Raw genomic sequence first — 20,916 nt, 5'->3', positions numbered from 1 at the left:
CCGCCAACCAGCACTTGCCTCAGTCGTTCAGGTCAATTTCGGCAGCCTCATGCGGTTGCACGTGAAGAACGGGTGCATGACATAAACGCAAGTCCGCGGCCCTTATCGTTGGTGCCTGGCAGCACTAAGTCGCATTCATGGCCATACCGCAATGCAGCATAGGCGATTCGGGCGGAACCCCGGATCGCGCCGTTCACCCGTTCCTAGTCATTCTGGCCCTGGCAATGGGGGCTTTCGCGATCGGGACGACCGAATTCGCGGCGATGAGTCTGGTTCCCTATCTGACCCGCGACCTGGGCATTACCGAGCCGCAGGCCGGCCATGCGATCAGCGCCTATGCGCTGGGCGTGGTAGTCGGCGCTCCGGTCATCGCGGTGCTGGCCGCAAGGTTACCGCGCCGGGCCCTCCTGATCGGGCTCATGGCCATGTTCGCGCTGGGCAATGGCCTGTCCGCCATGGCCCCGAGCTATGACCTGCTGCTGCTCTTCCGGTTCCTGAGCGGCCTACCGCATGGCGCCTACTTCGGTGTCGCCGCCCTTGTAGCGGCCTCGATGGTGCCGTCGAACAGGCGGGCGCAGTCGGTTGCGCTGGTTATGTCGGGCCTCACCGTCGCGACGATCATCGGCGTACCGCTGGCGAACTGGCTGGGGCAGGCCCTGGGATGGCGCAGCGGCTTTGCCGTCGTTTCGGGTCTCGCGCTGCTGACCATGGCCCTCGTCGCGCTGTTCGCGCCACACCAGTCTGCCGCACAGGGGGCGAGCCCGATGCGCGAGTTGGGCGCGCTGCGCCGACCGCAAGTGCTGCTGACGCTGCTGACCGGTGCCATCGGCTTCGGCGGCCTCTTCGCCGTCTATACCTATGTCGCCTCGACCCTGATCGAGGTCACCCGCGTTTCGGAAAGCATGGTCCCGGTGATCCTAGCCGTGTTCGGCGTCGGCATGACGGCGGGCAACCTGTTCTGGGCCTGGGCAGCCGACCGCGCCCAGAACCGCGCGGCCATCGGCGCCCTGCTGTGGAGTGCAGCCGCCCTTGCGCTGTTCCCGCTGGCGGCAGGCAATATCTGGAGCCTGACCGCCGTCATCCTTCTGATCGGCTTCGGCGGCGGCCTCGGCACGATCCTCCAGACCCGGCTGATGGACGTTGCCGGCGACGCACAGGCGCTGGCTGCAGCGGCGCACCACAGCGCTTTCAACATCGCCAACGCCCTTGGCCCCTGGCTGGGCGGGCTGGCGATCACGGCGGGCTATGGCCTCACGTCGACCGGGTGGATCGGCGCGGCGCTCTCACTGGCAGGTCTCGGGATTTTCCTCGTGACGATCACTCAGCACCGCAAACAGGCGGACCTGCAGCCCGCCCTCGCCTGATGCTTGCGCAAGCCTAGTGCTCGACCCGGCGTTCCAGTTTCATGTGAACGGCACCCGGCGTCGTTTCCACGGCGCTGACGAAGAATTCCTTGCCCGGCTTGCCGGGGCCGAACAGAGGCGTGCCGCCACCGGTTTCCTTGGCGATCACGCGCAGCCACATCTCGTCGGCCATGCCTGACAGCAAGGCCGCCTGCACGGTGCTCGCCTCGCCGATGGCAAGGACGGCCTTTTCACCGGCCGCCTGCTCTGCCCGCTCGAACGCTTCGGTGAATGTCTCGAGGAAATGAAACCTCAGCCGGTCGTTTTCCTTGGGATAGCGTGCGGGCGGCGGATCGTCCGAAACGACGAAGATCGGGACCTGCAGCTCATAATTGTCGGCAAACCAGTCCGGGTTCGCTACCGTATCGAAGCTGCGGCGGCTCATCACGACCGCTCCGCAGGCGGAAACCAGCGGCTGGCGCAAGTCCGCGCGGTTCAGGGTCTCGATGGGAATGACACTTTCGCCGCGAGCATCCGCACAGAAGCCATCCATGCTGGTGGCGGCATCGATGATCATCCTGCCCATTCCACTCACTCCCGACTTTGTGCCACGCCGCATGCAATGGCACAGTACCGGTATCAATCCGCCCACCCCCTTGAGAGTTCCCATAGGCAAGTCGGGCGGCCCTGCGGCAAAACGACCAGAAGGGGCATAACATATCATGCTCCTATCCGACCGGGCTACGTCTTTATGCGAGGGTGTCTGCCCCATTGGCACCATGCAAACCATTGCATGGAAATTGCGCCGCAATAAGGATTAGCCGCCGTCTGAATGACGCAAGGCACACCCGATCGCCAACTGTCGCTTCGGACAGGCGGCGATCGGAAGAATCGCAGTAATAGTATTAAAAAACAGCTACTTATCCAATCATCATGAGGCTTGCATTGCCGCCTGCCGCAGTCGTGTTGATCGAAGTGGAGACCTCCTCCAGCAGGAAATCGAGCGGCCACTCCAGATCCTTGCCCGGCAGCGAGGCATGAACTGTCACGATGGCTCCGGGAAGTTTCGCAACAGCTTCGCACGCCTTGCGAACGTCCTCGCCGCCGCCTTCGACGAGCGCCGCACCGAACGATTCGCCCGATTCGCCGCCCAGGAAAGACGCCACTTGCGGGGGCAGGTCGGCAGGAAGCGCCATGCCGTCCACTGCGGCGCGATTGCCCGTTGCCAGAGCTGCGGCGATCTGCGCGAACAGTCCGTCGCGCGTCTTCGGGAACAGCAGGATCCGGCCGCGCGGGTGCAGCGCGTAGAGGTTGCGTTCGCCGACCGGGCCCGGCAGCGCAATCTCGGTGCCGAGCGCGCTGGCCGCGCCCATCGCGCGAGCACGAGCGGCAGCCGCTGCCTCGCCCTGCCCCTCAAGCCAATCGGCAAAGGCCGCAAGCGGCGCGAAGGGCTTCCCGAAGGGCGCAAGTACCGGCGGCGGGCTCGCCACCAACCGTCCCTGGTATAGCGGGCCGCCCGCCTTGGGGCCGGTCCCCGAAAGGCCGCGCCCACCGAATGGCTGCACGCCGACGATCGCGCCGATGATGTTGCGATTGACGTAGAGGTTGCCCGCCTTCGCATGCGCAGTGACTTGCGCAACCGTACCGTCGAGGCGCGTGTGCAGGCCGAAAGTCAGGCCATAGCCGGTGGCGTTGATCGCATCGACCAGCTTGCCGAGGTCCGCCCTGCGGAAACGCAGCACGTGAAGGACCGGCCCGAAGACCTCGCGGCCAAGGTCCGCCATGCTGTCGATCTCGATGATCGTTGGGGCGACGAAAGTGCCGTGAGCGGTATTGTCAGCGGGAATCGCGACCTGCTCGACCTTGTGCCCCCGGGCCCGCATCGCTTCGATGTGCGCATTGATTTTGGCTTGGGCCTCCGCCGTGATGACCGGACCGATGTCCACGGCCAGTTGCTGCGTGTTGCCCACGCGCAGTTCGGCCAGTGCCCCCTTGAGCATGGTCAGGGTGCGGTCGGCGATGTCTTCCTGCAGGCACAGCACGCGCAGCGCCGAGCAGCGCTGACCGGCACTGTCGAAAGCCGAAGCGATGACGTCGCCAACGACCTGTTCGGCCAGCGCGGACGAGTCGACGATCATCGCGTTCTGGCCGCCGGTCTCTGCGATCAGCGGGATCGGCTTGCCGGCAGGCGACAGGCGCGATGAAAGCTGCCGCTGGATCAGACGCGCCACTTCTGTGGAGCCGGTAAACATCACCGCTGCGACCTTCGGCGCGGCCACCAGCGCCGCACCGACCTTGCCGTCACCGGGAACGAGTTGGAGCGCGTCCTTGGGGACACCCGCTTCGTGCAGTATACGCACGGCTTCGGCGGCGATCAGCGGGGTTTCTTCGGCAGGCTTGGCCAGCACCGGATTGCCCGAGACGAGCGCGGCAGTGACCTGCCCGATGAAGATCGCCAGGGGAAAGTTCCAGGGGCTGATGCAGACCACCGGGCCAAGCGGCGTCTGCCCCTCGCCCAGCGTATCGCGGGCCTGCCTGGCATAGTAGCGCAGGAAGTCGATCGCCTCGCGCACTTCGGCAATGGCGTTCGCGGCCGACTTGCCAGCCTCGCGCATGACAAGACCCATGAGCACGCCGATCCGGTCCTGCAGGACATCGGCAGCGGCATCCAGCATCGCCGAACGCTCGGTCACCGGCACATGCTGCCAGCGGCTGAGCGCTGCGCGCGAAACCGCCATGCCCGCCGCTTCCGGCTCGACTTCGAAGACGCGGCCCACGACGTCTCGATGATCGGCCGGGTTGAGGACCGGTCGCTCCTCGCCCTGACCGTAGGCCGGCATGGCATACCAATCGACGCTGGCGGACGTGCGCAATTGTTCGGTCAGGGCCGCCAGCGCGGTTTCGCTGGACAGGTCGATACCGTCCGAATTGCGGCGGTCGGGATAGAGATCGCGCGGCAGGGCGATCAGATCGTGCCGTGCACCCGGCTCGGGCATCGCGCGCACGAGGTCGACCGGGTCGGCAGCCAGTTCGGAGACGGGCACCGACGGATCGGCAATGCGGTTCACGAAGGATGAATTCGCCCCGTTCTCAAGCAGGCGCCGCACCAGGTAGGCCAGCAGCGTCTCATGAGTGCCGACCGGCGCATAGACGCGACATGGCCGGTCGAGGTTCTCCTTGCCGACGACCTGCTTGTAGAGCGGTTCGCCCATGCCGTGCAGGCACTGGAATTCGTACTGCCCAACCGTGAAATCCGGCCCGGCGAGGTGGTAGATCGTCGCCAGCGACTGGGCATTGTGGGTCGCGAACTGGGGGAACACGGCGTCGGGGGCAGCCAGCAGCTTGCGCGCGCAGGCAACGTAGGCGACGTCGGTATGGACCTTGCGGGTATAGACCGGGAAGTCCTCCAGCCCGTCGACCTGGGCGCGCTTGATCTCCGCATCCCAATAGGCGCCCTTGACGAGGCGGACCATGATCCGCCGCTCCGCCCGGCGAGCAAGATCGACGATCCAGTCGATGACGGCCGGGCAGCGCTTGCCATAAGCCTGGACCACGAAGCCAAGGCCATTCCAGCCCGCCAGATCGGGATCGAGCGCAAGGCTTTCGAGCAGGTCGAGCGACAGCTCGAGGCGGTCGGCCTCCTCCGCATCGATGTTGAAGCCGATGTCATACTGCTTCGAAAGGACTGCCAGCGCCTTCACCCGCGGCAGCAGTTCATCCATCACCCGCCCGGCCTGCGCGCGGCTGTAGCGCGGGTGGAGCGCGGAAAGCTTGATCGAGATGCCGGGGCCCTCATAGACGCCCTTGCCGTCCGCGGCCTGACCGATGGCGTGGATGGCGTTCTCGTAGTCCGCATAGTAGCGCGCGGCATCGGCCGCCGTCGTCGCAGCTTCGCCGAGCATGTCGTAGCTGTAGCGGAAGCCCTTGGCTTCCAGCTCGCGTGCGCGCTTCACGGCTTCCTCGATAGTCTCGCCGGTGACGAACTGCTCGCCCATCATGCGCATCGCCAGATCGACGCCGCGGCGAATGACCGGCTCGCCGGCACGCGCGATCAGCCGCGTGAGCGCGGCGGACAGGCCCTTGTCGTCAACACTGCCGACAAGCTTGCCGGTCACCACCAGCCCCCAGGTCGCGGCATTGACGAACAGCGACTTGCCGTTGCCGAGATGGCCGCTCCAGTTGCCGTCGGCAATCTTGTCGCGGATCAGCGCGTCGCGGGTGTCGTCATCGGGAATCCTCAGCAGGGCCTCGGCAAGGCACATGAGCGCGACGCCTTCCTGACTGGAAAGCGAATATTCCTGCACGAGCCCTTCAACGCCGCTGCCCTTGTGGCCGTTGCGCAGCGCGACCACGAGCCGGCTGGCCGTCTCGCGGATATTCGCGCGAAGCGTTTCGGGCAGGCTTGCGGCATCGAGAAGCGGGGCCAGGCACTGCGCCTCCTCACGACGATAGGCGGCAGTGATACTCTCGCGCAGCGCAGAAGCACCACGAACGGGAGGGGCGAAGTCGGAAAAGGGCGCGATTTGGGTCATGCCGACATGATAAGCCAGCCGCGTTCGGCAATCTGCCTTTTCAGAAGCATGTTATAGATCTAATTGACCAATTATCTGTATTATTTTGGACCATGTGAATGATTTTGACTGACAAACAGGTCGATCTGGATATAATCGATCGAAAAATCATCGCAGCTCTGCGGGAAGACGGGCGCATGACTGTGACCGACCTCGCGCGGGAAGTCGGCATCAGCAAGACGCCGTGCCAGGTTCGCCTGCGCCGCCTGCTGGATTCGGGCGTGATCCGGGGCTTTCGTGCCGTCGTCGATCCTGCCAGCCTCGGCCTCGATCATGTCGCCTTCACCGAAGTAAAACTGTCCGACACGCGCGAGCAGGCCCTGAGCGAGTTCAACGCGGCGGTGCGGCGCCTGCCGGAAGTCGAGGAATGCCACATGATCGCCAGCAGCTTCGACTATCTGCTCAAGGTGCGCACGGCCGACATCCGTCGCTACCGCATCGTGCTGGGCGAAAAGATCTCCAGCCTGCCCCACGTTTCCAGCACATCGACTTTCGTGGCGATGGAGACGGTCAAGGACGCCAACAGCTGACCGGGAAATTCGCCAAACGACGGTATAATAATACCCACGCACGTTGCGTCTTCGCGATCAATTCCGCTGAGTCGCTCCCATAAGCAGGAAGCCTGCGACATGTCACCGCAGCGGAGCAATGAATCATCGCTGTGACTAGCGCAAAAGTCACGGTTTCAGGGACATGTACGAATTTCTGCCCGCCAGCGGTTCAGTTATATATTTCGATCTGATAAGCACCCCATATTACTAGGAGTAACCAGCACGAGCACCGGCAGTGCGGCCGGCAGGACGGTAAAAGAGCAATCCCTACCCGAAAGTCCCTGGACCGGAGGCCCCGCCCGACCTCCGCAAGTCGATCGCTTTCCCCTCGTCAAATCCGGCGCGACACCCTGCGCAAGCCTCGGCTGTCCGGGCCTCTGATCGCGGCCGCCCTGGCCTTGCCGGCCATCCCCGCGGCTGCAGCGGCTGCAGCGCCTCCATCCTTCTCTGCCAGCGCCCCGCTTTCGAGCGACACCGGTTATACCACGCTGGACTGGAACGCGTCCGGCGCCGTCGTAGTCGAGCAGGCGCGCAAGGCCGACCTTTCCGACGCGCGGACGATCTACGAAGGCCCGAACCATGCGCTGTTCCTCTCGGGACTGGGCGGCGGGACCTACTACTTCTCGCTGCGGGACGAGACCGGGGCTCGATCAGCGCCGCTCAAGCTCACGGTCTCGCACCAGTCATTGACCCAGGCGCTGTTCCTGACCGCGATCGGCTTTCTCGTCTTCATCGCCACCGTCGCGGTAATCTTCCGGGGCGCGCGCGATGACCAGTGAAGCCGCCCTCCTTCCCGCTGGCGTCGGCTGGACGCTGCTGGCCGCCTTCAGCGTGCTGTGGATCGGCCTCGGCATCTACTGGGGCCGCCGCAACAAGAGCTTCGAGGACCATGCGCTGGCCGGACGCAACATCGGCCTGGCGCTCGGCTCGGCAACCGCAGCGGCAACATGGATCACGTCGAACACGACGATGCTGGCCCCGCAGTTCGCCCTGCAACTGGGCATCTGGGGCATGCTCGCCTACTCGACTGCTGCGATCGGCCTGCTGCTCTTCGCGCCGATGGCGGGCCGCATCCGCAAACTGATGCCCAACGGCTATACCAGCGGGGACTTCTTCCGCCTGCGCTACGGCCGGGTCGCCTGGGCGGTGTTCCTGCTCTTCACCCTGTTCTATTCGCTGACCTGGCTGGTCTCGATGGCCATGGCGGGCGGCATCCTGCTCAACACCCTATCGGGCATTCCCTATGCCTGGGGCATGTCGGTTATCCTGGGCGTTTGCGTCCTCTATACCATGCGCGGCGGGCTGGCTGCCGTGATCGGCACCGACTTCATCCAGAGCCTGATCATCATCGTCGGCATCGTCGTCGTCGGCGTGGCCGTGCTTTCGCACGTCCCGGTCGAGAAGATCCACGCCAATCTCGCCGCCGAGCGCCCTGCCCTGCTCGACGTGCTGTTCCCGGCGGCGATCATGGCGATCTTCAACAACCTGCTGTTCGGGCTCGGCGAGGTCTTTCACAACAACGTGTGGTGGAGCCGCGCCTTCGCCTTCCGCGAGGGCGTGGCGGGCAAGGCCTTTGCGCTGGGCGGCCTGATCTGGTTCCCGATCCCCTTCGCAGCCGGCTTCGTCGCCCTGGCCTCCGGCGCGCTCAACGTACCGGTGCCCGCCGCCGACATGGTGGGGCCGCTGGTCGTCGCCGAAGTGCTTGGCGAGGCGGGCGCCATCGGCATCTTCATCATCGTGTTCTGCTCGCTCGCTTCCAGCATCGACAGCCTGCTGGCGGCAACCGCAGACCTGATGACCGAGGACGTCTATCGCCGCATGTTCCGGCCTGCCGCCCATCCCGAGACGCTCAAGAAGATCGCGCAGTGGGTAACGCTGGGGCTCGGCCTGTTCACCTGGGCGGTCTGTTTGCCGCGCATCGGCACGCTGGCAACCGTACTGTTCTTCGCGGGCCCGCTCGTCGGCGCGATGATCTGGCCGATCGTCACCGGCCTCTACTGGCGCCGCGCCAACACGACCGGCGCCGTCGGCGGCATGCTGTTGGGCGCCGGCATCGGCCTGTTCTTCTATTTCGCTATCGGCTTCTACGTGGCGTCCTTGATCGCCACTGCCGTATCCATGATCTGGGTGCTGGCATGCAGCGCCCTGTCCAAGACCCGTTTCGACTGGGCCCTGCTGAGGGAGGCTGAATGACCTTCTCGACCCAATTCCTGTCCGTTCTCGTCTATGGCTCGCTTGCGTGGTGCGCCGTGACTGCACTTGGACTGGGCACCCTGCTCATCCGCGACATCGTTCGGGGAGAAATCTGGTGACCCTGCCGGCATCGCGGGTCGATCATGCCCCCGCCATCGTCAAGCGGCCGGGCAAGATCGGCAATTGCCCGAATCCGGTCGACTTCATCGCGAAATCGCCCAAGCTCGATCTCCACGTGCTCGATCAGTTGCGCGGCGCCTCGGTGCTGTCCGCCGCGCAATTCGACAAGGACCTGCTGTGCGAACTGGCCAAGTTCGCGGCCTACCTGCAACTCAAGCGGTTCGATGTCGGCCGCGCCATGGACGACAAGATCATGGCCGCGGCCTTCTTCGAACCCAGCACGCGCACCCGCCTTTCGTTCGAGAGCGCCATGCTCCACCTCGGCGGCAAGACGATCAGCGTCGCCGACGGCAAGACCACCGGCGTCGCCAAGGGCGAATCGATGCGCGACATCGGCCAGATGTTCAATTCCTACGCCGACGTCGTCGTGGTCCGGCATACCGAGCAGTCCGCCGTAAGCGAGATGTGCGAGTACCTGCGCGTGCCCCTGCTCAACGGCGGCAACGGTTCGGACGAACATCCAACGCAGGCGCTGGCCGACTGGTACGCGCTGCTCAAGTGGCGGCCCGAGATCGCGTGGGCCAAGCTGCCCGAAAAGTTCCGTCTCAACATCGGCATCATCGGCACGCCGGGCAACATGCGCACGGTGAAGTCGTTCCTGATGCTGGCGCTGCTGTTCCACGAGAACATCAACCACATCACCATCTTTTCCGAGATGGCCGATCCGCTCGGCGATGAACTGCGCGAACTGACGAAGAGCAGCCCGATCGGCATCGACTTCTCGCAGAACCTGCAACAGAGCCTCGAGTATCTAGACGTCATCTACATGAACGCCATCGCCTATCTGGGCGACGGCTATCGCTTCTTCGGGGATGCCTTTTCGCTCAACGACAAGAGCAGGCTGAAGGACGACACGGTCATCCTCCACCCGCTCGCACGCGGCGAGGAACTCGACGTCAGCCTCGATGACACGCAGCACAACCTCTATTTCAATCAGGCCGACGGCGCCGTCTGGATCCGTCAGGCGTTGCTGCTCGCGATCTTCGGTCGCGCCGCGGAAGTCGTGCCTGCAGAACTCCTCGCCTGACCGGCGGGCCCAGAACCAAGGAAACAACGACGATGTGTGGCATTGCCGGACTGTGGAGCCCCAAGGGCTACTCCGACAACACCCCGAAGCTGGCCGAGAAGATGGCCGACCGCCTCTACCACCGCGGGCCGGACGGGCGCGGCTTCCATTTCGATCCGGACCATGGCCTCGCCATGATCCACACCCGCCTGTCGATCATCGGCCTCAATGCCGGTGACCAGCCAATCTTCGACAAGGAGGCAGGGCTCGTCCTCACCGCCAACGGCGAGTTCTACGACTACAAGCGCCTGCGCGGCCTGCTGCGCACCGACGGCTTCGAGTTCACCACCAAGTCCGACAGCGAGATCGCACTCAAGCTCTACCGCAAGCACGGCTTCGATTTCGTCGAACAACTGCGCGGCGAATTCGCCTTCGCCATCTTCGACGAGAAGAAGGAGCAGCTGATCCTCGTGCGCGACCGCTTCGGGATCCGTCCGCTGTTCTGGCACAACGGACCCAATGGATTCTTCTGGGGCAGCGAGATGAAGGCCATGCTGGCCCATCCCGACGTACCGCGCGAAGTCTGCCCCAAGGCGCAACTGCACCAGATGATGCAGGTCATGGTGCCGGGCATGACCCTATACAAGGACATTCAGGCCGTCCTGCCAGGGCACATGCTGATCGTTACCCGCAAGGGCGATGGCTTCGAGGTCGAACAGAAGCGCTATTGGGATGCCGAATTCCCGCTCGACGGTCACCACGACGTGCGCCCGGACGAAGAGCACATTGAAGCGGTGCGCGAGAAACTGGTGGAATCCATCGCCTTCCGGCTCGAGGCCGACGTGCCCGTCGCCTGCTATCTTTCGGGCGGCATCGATTCCTGCTCGATCCTGGGCATGGCCGCGGCGATCCAGCAGTCGCCGGTAAAAGCCTTCACGATCTCGTTCGACGACAACCGCTACGACGAGGCCCATATCGCCACGGAAATGGCGGAGATGGCCGGCGCGGACCAGGATATCCTGCGGGTCAAGGCCGAGGACCTCTACGGCAAGAACTTCGAGGACGCGGTAATGTTCTCGGAGCGCACGTTCTACAACACGCTGGGCGTCGCCAAGATGCTGATGAGCAAGCACGTGCGCGACGTCGGCTACAAGGTCGTGATCACCGGCGAAGGTTCGGACGAACTGTTCGGCGGCTATGCCCAGTTCAAGGCCGACCTGTTCCTGCACGATCCCGACTATGCCGCCACGCCGGCGGCCGAGGAAATGCGCAAGCGCAATGCGATCTTCTCGGGCTCGGTCCTTGCCGAACAGACGATCAGCCACCCGGCCTTCGAGGAAGTCATGGGCTTCACGCCGAGCTGGATCCAGCCCTGGATGCTCACTCTCGAGCGCGTGAGGCCGCTGCTGTCCGACGAATTCAAGGCCCGGCTCGGCGACTACGACCCCATCGCCGCCATCGCCTACAGCCTCGACAAATCGATGCTCGACGGGCGCCACGTCCTCGACAAGGTCCAGTATTCCTGGATCAAGACCATGCTGGAAGGCCAGATCCTCAACTGGGGCGGCGACCGCGTCGACATGGCCAACTCACTGGAAAGCCGCCCGGCCTTCCTCGACCATCACGTGGCGGAACTGGCCATGCGCATCCCGCCGCATGTGCGCGTACGCGACGGCGTCGAGAAATGGGTCGTGCGCGAGGCGATGAAGCACGTCCTGCCCGAAGTGCTCTACAAGCGCGAAAAATTCGCCTTCATGGCGCCCCCGGCCCATACCGACGTGAAGAAGGCTGCCGAAATCGACAAGCTGATCGAGAAATGGCTGTCGTCGGAAAAGATCGCCTCACACGGCATATTCGACGAGGCCAGGATGCGCACCTCGATCGAGGAATACCGCAAGTCCGACGATCACGCGCAGAACACGCGCAAGGACATCATTCTCAATCACGCCATCGCACTGCACGCGATGGAAGAGCTGATCTGATCCCGGGCGGGATGGGAGTGGCCGGCCCGGATGGCCAGCCCCCGCCCGTCAGTCGGTTCCGACGGCGAAGAGCTGCTTGTCGTCGGGACGCGGCAGGCTGCCGTCGAAGTTGGGCAGGGGTTCGAAGCCTTCTTCCGTCACGGAAATGTTGGACAAGCCGTCGACCTTGAAATGGCCGAGGCGACGCTCTTCGTCGCTGCGCCAGTTCTTGCGCGGGTTCAGCGCGCTGACGAAAAGGTCTCCATGCCGCTCAAACAACTGATGCGGGGCAAGTTCCATCTCGCTGCCATTGTATATGGCAACGATCAGGCGCTTGAGGGCGATGGCCTCAATGATCGACCGTTCTGGCGACACCGTAGTCATATTTGCGTTTTGCATTGCAGCAAAATGACGAATTCCCCCCTTCGTATCAAGTTGCATTATATGTCACACAACTTGCATTTATCGCAACCCGATCGCTGTCAGGCGCGCTCCACCTCCGACCGATCCGACAAGGCGGCCTCGTTGCAGGCCAGCTCGGTAACGCATTCATAGAGCAACTGCGTTCCGCGCTCGATATCGGACCAGTGGGTCCATTCGTCGGGTGCGTGGCTGACGCCCTTCACGCTCGGCACGAAGAACAGCCCGGCCCGCGTATGTTCGCAGAAGAACTGGACATCGTGGCCAGCGCCCGAAGGCATGATCTTGTAGCTGTATCCGAGCTTCCTGGTCTGGTCCTCGATCAGGCCCATGATCGCGCGGTCGCAATAGGCGGGCTCGAGCCAGGACATCTGTTCGTACTCGAAATGCAGCTTGTGCTTGCGGGCAATCGCCGACAGCACGCGCTCGCAGGCTTCGGCCAGCGCCTTCATCTTGTCGTGATCGAGGTCGCGCCCGACGATGGTGAAGTCCACCTCGCCCGGAACCGTGTGAGGGAAACCCGGCTTGCACGCGACATGGCCGATGGTTACGCGGCTCTTGTCGGTGCCCTCCTCGTCGATGATGCGCGGGATTTCATGGGCGAAATCGACCATGCCCATCAGCGCATCGGCGCGCATGTCCATCGGCGCGGTACCGGCATGGTCGGCCTTGCCGATGAGCCGCACCTTCCACTTGAAGACGCCGGAAATACCCTCGACGATGCCGATGGTGATCTTTTCCGTATCGAGCACCGGCCCCTGTTCGACGTGAAGTTCGAGAAAGGCACGGATCGTCTCGGGCCGACGGTAGGCGTGCAGCGCCTTGAGGTGATCGAGGCCGACCGCCGCCATGGCATCGCGCAGCATCAGGCCGTGCTCGTCGGCGGCACTGTCCAGCCATTCGCGCGTCAGGTGCCCGGACAGCGCCTGCGCGCCGAGCATCCCGCCGAAGCGGCCTTCCTCCTCGCTGGTGGCGATGACTTCGACCGGAAAGGCGGGTTCGACGCCGTTCTCCTTGAGCGTACGAACCACCTCGAGCCCGGCGATCACGCCCAGAACACCGTCGAACATGCCGCTGGCCGGGACGGAATCGAGGTGCGAGGCGATCACCACTGCGGGCATGTCCGCAGGGCCGTAACGACCGATGACGTTGCCTGCACCGTCCATCGCGTGGGTCATGCCCAGACTTTCGAACTGCTCGCGCAGCCACGCCCGGGCGGCCATGTCTTCTGGCGTGAAGCCCTGTCGGTAGACGCCGCGATCAGCCTCGTTGAAACCGAACCTCGATACGGCGGTGATGTCTCGCTCGATCCGTTCGATATCAACCTGGGCCACGCGTCCTCCTTCTTGTTTTGCGTGACGCGAGGGTAACGCCTTCAAAGCCAAGGGGGCAACCCCCGGCTCGGACTCGTCTCAGCCCTGGTCGATGTACTTCGTTTCCAGGAAACGGTTGCGTGTCGCCAGTGCGTCGAGGTCGTTGCGCGACAGGTCATGGCTCATCGCCTCGATTTCATCGGCAATGACGCATAGCCCATCGACGAGCTGTTCGGACGGCGTGCTCCCGGCATGCTCCTTGTTGCGCAGGGCCGGCGGGATACGGGTATAGCTGTCGACGAGCCCGGGCAAATGTTCGGCGAGCAACTTGCGCACCTCGCGCGCGGCCGGTCCGCTCTCGTTGAGCGTGGCCAGCTGCGGCGCGAGCTGTTCGAGGCGCACGCCGATCATGTCGATGGCGTCGATCGCAGCATTGGGCAGCGCCCGGCGGCGGGCCTCCAGCCACAGTTCGGTCGATCCCGCCAGTTCGGCCAGTTCGACGCCCGAAAGCTGGTCGGTCCTGGGTCGGGGCGTTGCCGGGTAGATGGACAGGACCACGAAAACGATGAAGCCCAGCAGCATCGTCAAAAGCCAGGTCGTGTCGGACAGGCCATCCATGAAGATGCCGGTGCCGATCGCGGCAATCAGGAAGACCGCCAACGCCAGGAAAGCGCGGCGGATGCGCCGCCAGCGAAAGCGCCAGCGCTCCTTGCGCGCATTGTAGAGCCGCGCCGCGCGCTGCCTGCGGGCGGCACGGATGATCTCTTGTTGGACTGGGGATCGGCCTCGCGCCATCGCGGCTTAGTCCAGTGCCTCCAGCATCGACTTGACCGCCTTGCCGTCGCCCGCTGCCGCTCCTTCGGACTGGCCCTGCGCCCGGGCGATATAGGCCTTCGACTTGCCGATCTCGCCTTCCAGCGAAGTGACCGTCTGCTTCATGCTGTCGAGAGCCTGAAGCTTGAACGTGTCGATCGAATCCATCGTGTCGTAGATGTTCTGGAACGCACGGCTGAGCGTCTCCAGCGGGATCGTCGAACTGGCCGCCTGCTGGTGAATCTGCGCGGTATTGTCCTTCAGCATCTGCCCGGTGGCATCGATGATGTTGGCGGTCGTCGTGTTGAGCGCAGTGATCTGGTCGAGCACGAGACGCTGGTTGGTCATCGCCTGCGCCACGGTAACGGCGGTGCGAAGCGCGCCGACCGTGGTGGTCGAGGCCCGGTCGACGCCCTTGATCAGCTCGACGTTGTTCTTCTTCACGAGGTCCAGCGCGAGGTAGCCCTGCACCGTGACCGCCATCTGCGTCAGCAGGTCCTGCGTGCGCTGGCGGACGTAGAACAGCGCGGTTTCGCGAACGGCCTTGGCCTTGGCCGGATCGGTGTGATCGAGGTCCGCCGCCTTCTGCTCGAGCGTCTCGTCGAGGGCCTTGGACATGAACACCATCTGTTCGAGCTTGCCCATCGCCTTCCACAGGTTCTGGCGCTCGACGTCGATGGCGGCATTGTCCATCAGCAGTTCGTCCTTGCCGCCCTGCAGGCGCGTCAGGATCGCGCTGATGTGGCTTTGCGCGCTCTTGTAGCTGTCGAAATAATGGCGCAGCTTGTTGCCGAACGGGATGATCCCGAAGAGCTTGCGGCGGGTGGTAAGGTCGCCCCGCGTCGACGGATCGAGATCTTCCACCGTGCGCCGCAACTCGGCGAGATCGGCGCCGACGCCGGTCGTCTCGTCCATCGCCCGGATCGGGCGGTCGAGAAAGCGGTTGGACTGACCGGCCGCCTCGGCGATTTCCTTGCGGCCCATGTTGGTGATCTGGTCGACCCGGCGGCCGAACTCGGGCGAGTTGGAATCCTGCGCAACCAGGTCCTCGACGAATTCGTCGACACGCACCTGCAGGCGGGACTTCTGCTCCTCGTCGACCGGCACGAGACCGGCAGCCTTCTCGGGCTTCACGGCGGGCACGGGATCGGGTGGAGTCAGCTGGAGCTCTTCAGAAGCCTGATCCGTCGCTACCGCCATGTACTGTCACCTTCTTGTCTGCGAAATGCACCAAGTCGCTGTGAAGTTAGGTTTGGTACCGGCCGAGTACAAGGAAAACAGGCCCCCGGGCGCCGCCCTTGGTCGGATCGCATCAACGCTTGCTCGAATCCGTCTCTTCCGCCCCGATCCACAGCATCGTGTCGTCCCGCGCCACCACGGCAAGGTTCAGACCCGAGGCCCGGGCCCGGCGCACTGCAAGGTCGGTCGGCGCGGAAATCGCCACGAGCAGCGGGCAACCGGCCCGCACCGTTTTCTCGACCAGTTCATAGGAACAGCGCGAGGTAACGACGATGAAGCCCTGCGCCGGGTCGATGCCCGATCGCGCCATGGCGCCGACCAGCTTGTCCAGCGCATTGTGGCGGCCGACGTCCTCGCGCACGAGCGTTACGGTGCCCTCGGCGGTGCAGAAGGCCGCGGCATGCGTCGCCGAAGTGCGCCGCCCCAGCTCCTGCTTCTCGCGCAGGGAGCCCAGCGCAAGGCGGATGGCTTCAGGGCGCACGGGCGGCGCAGTCGGCAACCGGGGCAGCGGGCGCAGCGCGGCTTCGACGCCCTCGATCCCGCAGATCCCGCAGGAACTGTCACCCACCCGGCGGCGTGCGCGTTCGAGAACGGGACCGAGCCGAGCCTCGGGCAGGTTCACCCGCGCAACGTAGCCTTCGCCCCACTCGCCACTCTCGACGCGGTGGACGGCCACCTCGCCCACCTCACCGACTTGCGCGAGACCTTCGGCCATCAGGAAGCCGGTGACGAAATCCTCGATGTCGCGGGGGGTCGCCATCATCACGGCGTAGGCGATGCCGTTGGTCTCGATGGCGATGGGCGATTCCACGGGTATGGTGACCTCGCACGGCTCGCCGGCACCTGTCGCATAGGGATTACGCTCAGCGCCGATCAGAGCCGCGCCGCTCGATCCATTCCTGTCTTCGTCAGTCATGCCACCGTGATAGGCCATGGGCTGCGAAAGGCCATGCCCGAAGGCTCAGATTTCCGCCTGGATCTGGCCATAGGCCAGCAGGGCGAACAGCCCGGTCCCGCCGATGACGTTGCCGATCAGGGTTGGCAGCAGATGCATGCCGATCGCCTGCCCGAAGCTCAAGTCGCCATGAAGCGCCAGCATGAACATCTCGGTCGATCCGGCGATGACATGGGTGAAACCGCCTGCCGCGATCAACCACGCGAACAGGCCGACGACGATGATTTCGAACCCCTTGGAACTGGGCAGCATCCAGACGATGGCGGCCACGAAGAAACCGGCCGGAACCCCGTTGAGCAAGGCTTCCATGCCCCGGCTTTCCGCGGCGTGGCGCGATACCTCGAGCATGGCGGCGGTCAGCCCGCTGTCGGGCGAGCCGATCATGACGGCAAGGATCGCACTCGCCATCGTCCCGATCATGTTCGCCAGCAGAACGATCAGCCACAGCCGCCCCGTGCGGTAGAGCCGCGTGCCGTTCGGCCCGGCCAGCAGGGGCAGCACGACGCTCAGGGTGTTCTCGGTGAATAGCTGGAGGCGTGAAAGCACGACGAGGATGAAGCCCATCGCATAGCCCCAGGCGGCGATGATCTCGCGCTGGGGATGGCCTTCATATGCCTCGTAAAGCAGTCCCTGGCACAGGACCGACGTGGAGATGCCGAAGCCCGCAGCGATCCCCGACCACCACAGGGAGGCGGCGGGGCGGTGCAATTCCTCTTCGCCCTCGCGCCGGATGACGGAAAAGACAGTCAGGGCCGAAAGCCGCTGACTGTCCTTGACCTGCGACCTTTCGCGGCGACTCAGCCCGGCTTCGTCCTGCGCAAGCTCCCTGCTTACGTCCTCACGATCGGGATGGGTCATCGCGCGTCTGGTTCCTCCGGCGGATTGCTCCGGAAAAACGCATCAGCACCCCGCGATGTTCCCCTCCCGTCAGGCTTTCAGGCGTTCGGCATGCCAGGCGACATGCTCGGCCATGAACGTCGAGATGAAGTAATAGGAGTGGTCGTAGCCCTCCTGCATCCGGATCGTTGCAGGCTGGCCCGCCTTCTCGCTGGCCTGCGCGAGCAGATCGGTGCGCAGCTGTTCCTCGAGAAACCCGTCCGCCGTGCCCTGGTCGACCAGCAGGTCGGGCAAGCGTGCGCCGTCCTCGATCAGAGCGCAGGCATCGTATTCGCGCCAGTTCGCACGGTCGCTGCCGATATAGCCGGTCAGGGCCTTGTCGCCCCAGGGACAGGACAAAGGCGATACGATCGGCGAAAAGGCGCTCACCGAACGGAAACGCCCGGCATTGCGCAGGCCGATCGTGAGCGCGCCGTGGCCGCCCATCGAGTGACCGGTGATGCCCTGCCGATCCATGTCGACCGGGAAGTTCGCGGCAACCAGCTCGGCAAGTTCCTGCTCGATGTAGGAACGCATGCGGAAGTTCTTCGCCCAGGGTTCCTGCGTCGCGTCGACGTAGAAGCCAGCGCCTTTGCCGAAGTCATAGGCTTCGTCGTCCGGCACATCGTCACCGCGCGGCGACGTATCGGGCGCGACGAAAATCACGCCATGCTCAGCGCAGGCGGCGCGAAATTCGCCCTTTTCAGTGACATTGGCGTGGGTGCAGGTGAGCCCCGAAAGATACCACAGGACCGGCAGCCTGGCGCCCGGGGCATGGCCCGGGACGAAGACGGAGAATGTCATCTCCGTCCCCGTCTGCGCGGACCGATGCCGATAGACGCCCTGGACGCCGCCAAAGGACTTGTTCGTCGAAACGGTTTCCAGGGTCACGGTCTCACTCGCCCTCGGGCAACTGTGTGAAGGCGCAGATCTTGTTGCCGCACGGATCGCGCAAGTAGGCGCCATAGGCATTGCCCGGGGCCTGCGCACGCTTGCCCGGCGCACCTTCGTCGCTACCGCCATTGGCAAGGCCGGCGGCATGGAATGCGTCCACGGCTTCCCTGGTGGCGGCAGCGAAGCCGATGGTCCCGCCATTGGCATGGCATGCCGCATTGCCGTCGGCCGGCTTGCCGACGCCGAAGGCGCCGGTCGGGCTCTGGTAAAAGACGCGGTCGCCGAAGACCATGCCTTCGCCGATCCCCAGTGCCCCGAGGGCGGCGTCGTAGAACTGCTTGGCCTTCGCCGGGTCGTTGGTTCCGACCATGACATGCGTGAACATCGGGCTGTTCCCTCTTGATGCTTAGTAGACGACTACGCTGCGGATGCTCTCACCCGCGTGCATCAGGTCGAAACCCTTGTTGATTTCTTCAAGGGAGAGAACGTGGGTAATCATCGGGTCGATCTGAATCTTGCCGTTCATGTACCAGTCGACGATCTTGGGCACGTCGGTGCGGCCCTTGGCCCCGCCGAATGCCGTGCCCTTCCAGACGCGTCCGGTGACGAGCTGGAACGGGCGGGTGGCGATCTCCTTGCCCGCTTCGGCAACGCCGATGATGATCGATTCGCCCCAGCCGCGATGGCAGCACTCGAGCGCGGTGCGCATCACTTCGGTGTTGCCCGTGCAGTCGAAGGTGTAATCCGCGCCGCCATCGGTCATCTGCAGGATCTTGGCGATGGTGTCCTCGCGGCTCATGCCCTTGACGTTGAGGAACTCGGTCATGCCGAACTTGCGGCCCCATTCCTCGCGGTCGGGGTTGATATCGACGCCGATGATCTTGTTGGCGCCGGCCAGCTTGGCGCCCTGGATCACGTTGAGGCCGATGCCGCCCAGGCCGAAGACGACGACGTTGTCACCGACCTGCACCTTGGCTGTGTTGGTCACGGCACCGACGCCGGTGGTAACGCCGCAGCCGATGTAGCACGAGGTCTGGAACGGCGCGTCCTCACGGATCTTGGCGACGGCAATCTCGGGCAGCACGGTGAAGTTCGAGAAAGTCGAACAGCCCATGTAGTGGAAGATCTTCTCACCCTTGTAGGAGAAGCGGCTGGTACCGTCGGGCATGAGGCCCTGCCCCTGCGTCGCGCGGATCGCGGTGCACAGGTTGGTCTTGCCCGAGAGGCACGACTTACACTGGCGGCATTCCGGCGTGTAAAGCGGGATAACGTGGTCGTCCGGCTTCACGCTGGTGACGCCCGGGCCGACTTCGCGCACGATGCCGGCGCCTTCGTGGCCCAGGATCGAGGGGAAGATGCCTTCGGAATCGAGTCCGTCCAGCGTGTAGGCATCGGTGTGGCAGATACCGGTCGCCATGATTTCGACCAGGACTTCGCCTTCCTTGGGGCCTTCCAGGTCGACTTCGACGATTTCCAGCGGTTTCTTCGCCTCGAAAGCGACTGCGGCGCGGGTCTTCATGTGCGCAAACTCCTCTTGATCGAAGCGCTTTGTAGGACTCGCAGGTACTGTGATAAAGCGCCCCGCAGGAAAAGGATTATCACAGTACGGAGATAATGGTGCTGGCCAACTGGGACGGTATCGAAGAGTTTGCAATGGTCGCACGGCTGGGCAGTTTCACGGCTGCGGCGCAGGCCTATGGCGCCTCGGTGACGCACATGAGCCGCTCGCTCGCGCGGCTGGAAAGCCGGCTGCAGGCCCAGCTGCTCCACCGCACGACCCGCTCGCTGCGCCTGACCGAAACAGGGCAGATCTTTCTGGAGACCTGCAAGCGCCTGATCGAGGAGCGTGACGAAGCCATCGCTGCGATTGCCTCGCAAGGCGAGCCGAGCGGCCACTTGCGCATCACCTGCTCCTACGCGCTGGGGGAGAAGTTCGTGGCCCCGATCGTGCGCGAGCTGTCGACGACCTATCCCTCGCTGACGATCACGCTCGATCTCGACAATGCCGTCGTCGACCTCATCGCCGATGGCTACGATCTCGCCATCCGTACCGGCCAGTTGAACGATTCCCGGCTCGTCGCCACGCGAGTAGCCTCGCGCGCGCTGATCACACTGGCTTCTCCGGCCTATCTCGCCCGCCACGGTCGCCCCAAGGACATCGAGGACCTGCGCCGGCACGAATGCCTCGTGGGATCGACCGCCCAGTGGCAGTTCAAGGCCAATGCGACTTTCCGCCCGCAGGGACGCTGGCGCTGCAACAGCGGCAACGCCCTGATCGAGGCAGCGCTGGCCGACATGGGCATCTGCCAGGTCCCGCGCTTCTATCTCGGCGACCACCTCGGCGAAGGGCGGCTGGAACCCGTCCTGCCCGACCTCAACCCCGAGGAAGAGCCGATCTGGGCCGTCTATCCCCAGCGCCGTCACCTCTCGCCCAAGGTCAGCGCCATGGTCGAAGCCCTGCGCACGAGCCTGCCCGCACACCTCGCATCGGCCAGCGGCCTCGCCGCTTGAGCCCGCTGCGGGTATTCCCACCCTCGCCACTCGCTCCCGCAAAGGCAGGAATACCAATCGGGTCCGGGATGACGGCAATATCGGGACCTT

At 64.4% G+C, this 20,916-nt stretch carries 19 protein-coding genes; 8 read left to right on the top strand and 11 right to left on the bottom strand.

The annotated features are described in order from the left end of the window. Positions 1–137 precede the first annotated feature (137 nt). Complete coding sequence (locus SPHV1_RS10630) at positions 138–1,364, top strand: MFS transporter (protein WP_054946002.1); 1,227 nt, start codon at positions 138–140, stop codon at positions 1,362–1,364. A 13-nt stretch (positions 1,365–1,377) separates the two neighbouring features. Here SPHV1_RS10630 and SPHV1_RS10625 read toward each other — a convergent pair whose 3' ends face one another. Together SPHV1_RS10625 and putA are read right to left on the bottom strand one after the other, a co-directional pair. Next, positions 1,378–1,929 carry a dihydrofolate reductase family protein gene (locus SPHV1_RS10625; protein ID WP_054946001.1) on the bottom strand — a complete coding sequence of 184 codons (552 nt, stop codon included), beginning with the start codon at positions 1,927–1,929 and terminating at the stop codon, positions 1,378–1,380. Between the two features lie 334 nt (positions 1,930–2,263). Continuing rightward, positions 2,264–5,875, bottom strand: a complete 3,612-nt coding sequence (gene putA / locus SPHV1_RS10620) for a trifunctional transcriptional regulator/proline dehydrogenase/L-glutamate gamma-semialdehyde dehydrogenase (protein ID WP_054946000.1) — start codon at positions 5,873–5,875, stop codon at positions 2,264–2,266. Positions 5,876–5,973: 98 nt separating this feature from the next. Here putA and SPHV1_RS10615 point away from each other — a divergent pair, with 98 nt between their 5' ends. The 6 genes from SPHV1_RS10615 to asnB all read left to right on the top strand — a co-directional run bounded on the left by SPHV1_RS10615 (position 5,974) and on the right by asnB (position 11,826). Next, positions 5,974–6,444, top strand: a complete 471-nt coding sequence (locus tag SPHV1_RS10615) for an Lrp/AsnC family transcriptional regulator (RefSeq protein ID WP_054945999.1) — start codon at positions 5,974–5,976, stop codon at positions 6,442–6,444. 419 nt (positions 6,445–6,863) lie between these two features. Further along, positions 6,864–7,244 (top strand): hypothetical protein, encoded by a 381-nt coding sequence (locus SPHV1_RS10610; protein ID WP_231634625.1) that lies wholly within the window; start codon positions 6,864–6,866, stop codon positions 7,242–7,244. Continuing rightward, complete coding sequence (locus SPHV1_RS10605; RefSeq protein WP_054945997.1) at positions 7,234–8,658, top strand: sodium:solute symporter family protein; 1,425 nt, start codon at positions 7,234–7,236, stop codon at positions 8,656–8,658. The genes SPHV1_RS10610 and SPHV1_RS10605 overlap by 11 nt, the downstream gene beginning before the upstream one ends. Continuing rightward, complete coding sequence (locus tag SPHV1_RS25980) at positions 8,655–8,777, top strand: hypothetical protein (RefSeq protein ID WP_255352273.1); 123 nt, start codon at positions 8,655–8,657, stop codon at positions 8,775–8,777. The genes SPHV1_RS10605 and SPHV1_RS25980 overlap by 4 nt, the downstream gene beginning before the upstream one ends. Then, positions 8,774–9,865 (top strand): aspartate carbamoyltransferase, encoded by a 1,092-nt coding sequence (locus tag SPHV1_RS10600; protein WP_054945996.1) that lies wholly within the window; start codon positions 8,774–8,776, stop codon positions 9,863–9,865. Before SPHV1_RS25980 ends, SPHV1_RS10600 begins: the two co-directional genes overlap by 4 nt. 32 nt (positions 9,866–9,897) lie before the next feature. Beyond that, positions 9,898–11,826, top strand: coding sequence for an asparagine synthase (glutamine-hydrolyzing) (gene asnB, locus SPHV1_RS10595; RefSeq protein WP_054945995.1), 1,929 nt, complete (start codon positions 9,898–9,900; stop codon positions 11,824–11,826). A 48-nt stretch (positions 11,827–11,874) separates the two neighbouring features. Here the strand turns inward: asnB and SPHV1_RS10590 are convergent, their stop codons facing one another. The 9 genes from SPHV1_RS10590 to SPHV1_RS10550 all read right to left on the bottom strand — a co-directional run bounded on the left by SPHV1_RS10590 (position 11,875) and on the right by SPHV1_RS10550 (position 19,834). Further along, positions 11,875–12,246, bottom strand: a complete 372-nt coding sequence (locus tag SPHV1_RS10590) for a WYL domain-containing protein (protein ID WP_231634624.1) — start codon at positions 12,244–12,246, stop codon at positions 11,875–11,877. A 41-nt stretch (positions 12,247–12,287) separates the two neighbouring features. Beyond that, positions 12,288–13,559 carry a Zn-dependent hydrolase gene (locus tag SPHV1_RS10585; protein WP_054945993.1) on the bottom strand — a complete coding sequence of 424 codons (1,272 nt, stop codon included), beginning with the start codon at positions 13,557–13,559 and terminating at the stop codon, positions 12,288–12,290. 78 nt (positions 13,560–13,637) lie between these two features. Next, positions 13,638–14,333: a hypothetical protein gene (locus SPHV1_RS10580; protein ID WP_054945992.1), complete on the bottom strand. Its 696-nt coding sequence runs from the start codon at positions 14,331–14,333 to the stop codon at positions 13,638–13,640. 6 nt (positions 14,334–14,339) lie between these two features. Further along, positions 14,340–15,551 (bottom strand): toxic anion resistance protein, encoded by a 1,212-nt coding sequence (locus SPHV1_RS10575; protein ID WP_054945991.1) that lies wholly within the window; start codon positions 15,549–15,551, stop codon positions 14,340–14,342. Positions 15,552–15,663: 112 nt separating this feature from the next. Next, positions 15,664–16,506, bottom strand: a complete 843-nt coding sequence (gene fdhD, locus SPHV1_RS10570) for a formate dehydrogenase accessory sulfurtransferase FdhD (RefSeq protein ID WP_054946032.1) — start codon at positions 16,504–16,506, stop codon at positions 15,664–15,666. A gap of 45 nt (positions 16,507–16,551) precedes the next feature. After that, positions 16,552–17,403 carry a formate/nitrite transporter family protein gene (locus tag SPHV1_RS10565; RefSeq protein ID WP_054945990.1) on the bottom strand — a complete coding sequence of 284 codons (852 nt, stop codon included), beginning with the start codon at positions 17,401–17,403 and terminating at the stop codon, positions 16,552–16,554. Positions 17,404–17,472: 69 nt separating this feature from the next. Continuing rightward, on the bottom strand, positions 17,473–18,312 hold the full coding sequence (gene fghA, locus SPHV1_RS10560; RefSeq protein WP_054945989.1) for an S-formylglutathione hydrolase: 840 nt from the start codon (positions 18,310–18,312) through the stop codon (positions 17,473–17,475). Between the two features lie 4 nt (positions 18,313–18,316). Beyond that, positions 18,317–18,700 carry a VOC family protein gene (locus SPHV1_RS10555; protein ID WP_054945988.1) on the bottom strand — a complete coding sequence of 128 codons (384 nt, stop codon included), beginning with the start codon at positions 18,698–18,700 and terminating at the stop codon, positions 18,317–18,319. Between the two features lie 21 nt (positions 18,701–18,721). Further along, on the bottom strand, positions 18,722–19,834 hold the full coding sequence (locus SPHV1_RS10550) for an S-(hydroxymethyl)glutathione dehydrogenase/class III alcohol dehydrogenase (RefSeq protein WP_054945987.1): 1,113 nt from the start codon (positions 19,832–19,834) through the stop codon (positions 18,722–18,724). A 95-nt stretch (positions 19,835–19,929) separates the two neighbouring features. Here SPHV1_RS10550 and SPHV1_RS10545 point away from each other — a divergent pair, with 95 nt between their 5' ends. Beyond that, positions 19,930–20,826, top strand: a complete 897-nt coding sequence (locus tag SPHV1_RS10545) for a LysR family transcriptional regulator (RefSeq protein ID WP_054945986.1) — start codon at positions 19,930–19,932, stop codon at positions 20,824–20,826. The last annotated feature ends 90 nt before the right edge of the window (positions 20,827–20,916 follow it).

This window comes from Novosphingobium sp. KN65.2 (genome assembly GCF_001368935.1).
In the GTDB taxonomy this organism is placed as follows: domain Bacteria; phylum Pseudomonadota; class Alphaproteobacteria; order Sphingomonadales; family Sphingomonadaceae; genus Novosphingobium; species Novosphingobium mathurense.
This window is presented reverse-complemented; position numbering and strand designations above follow the sequence as displayed.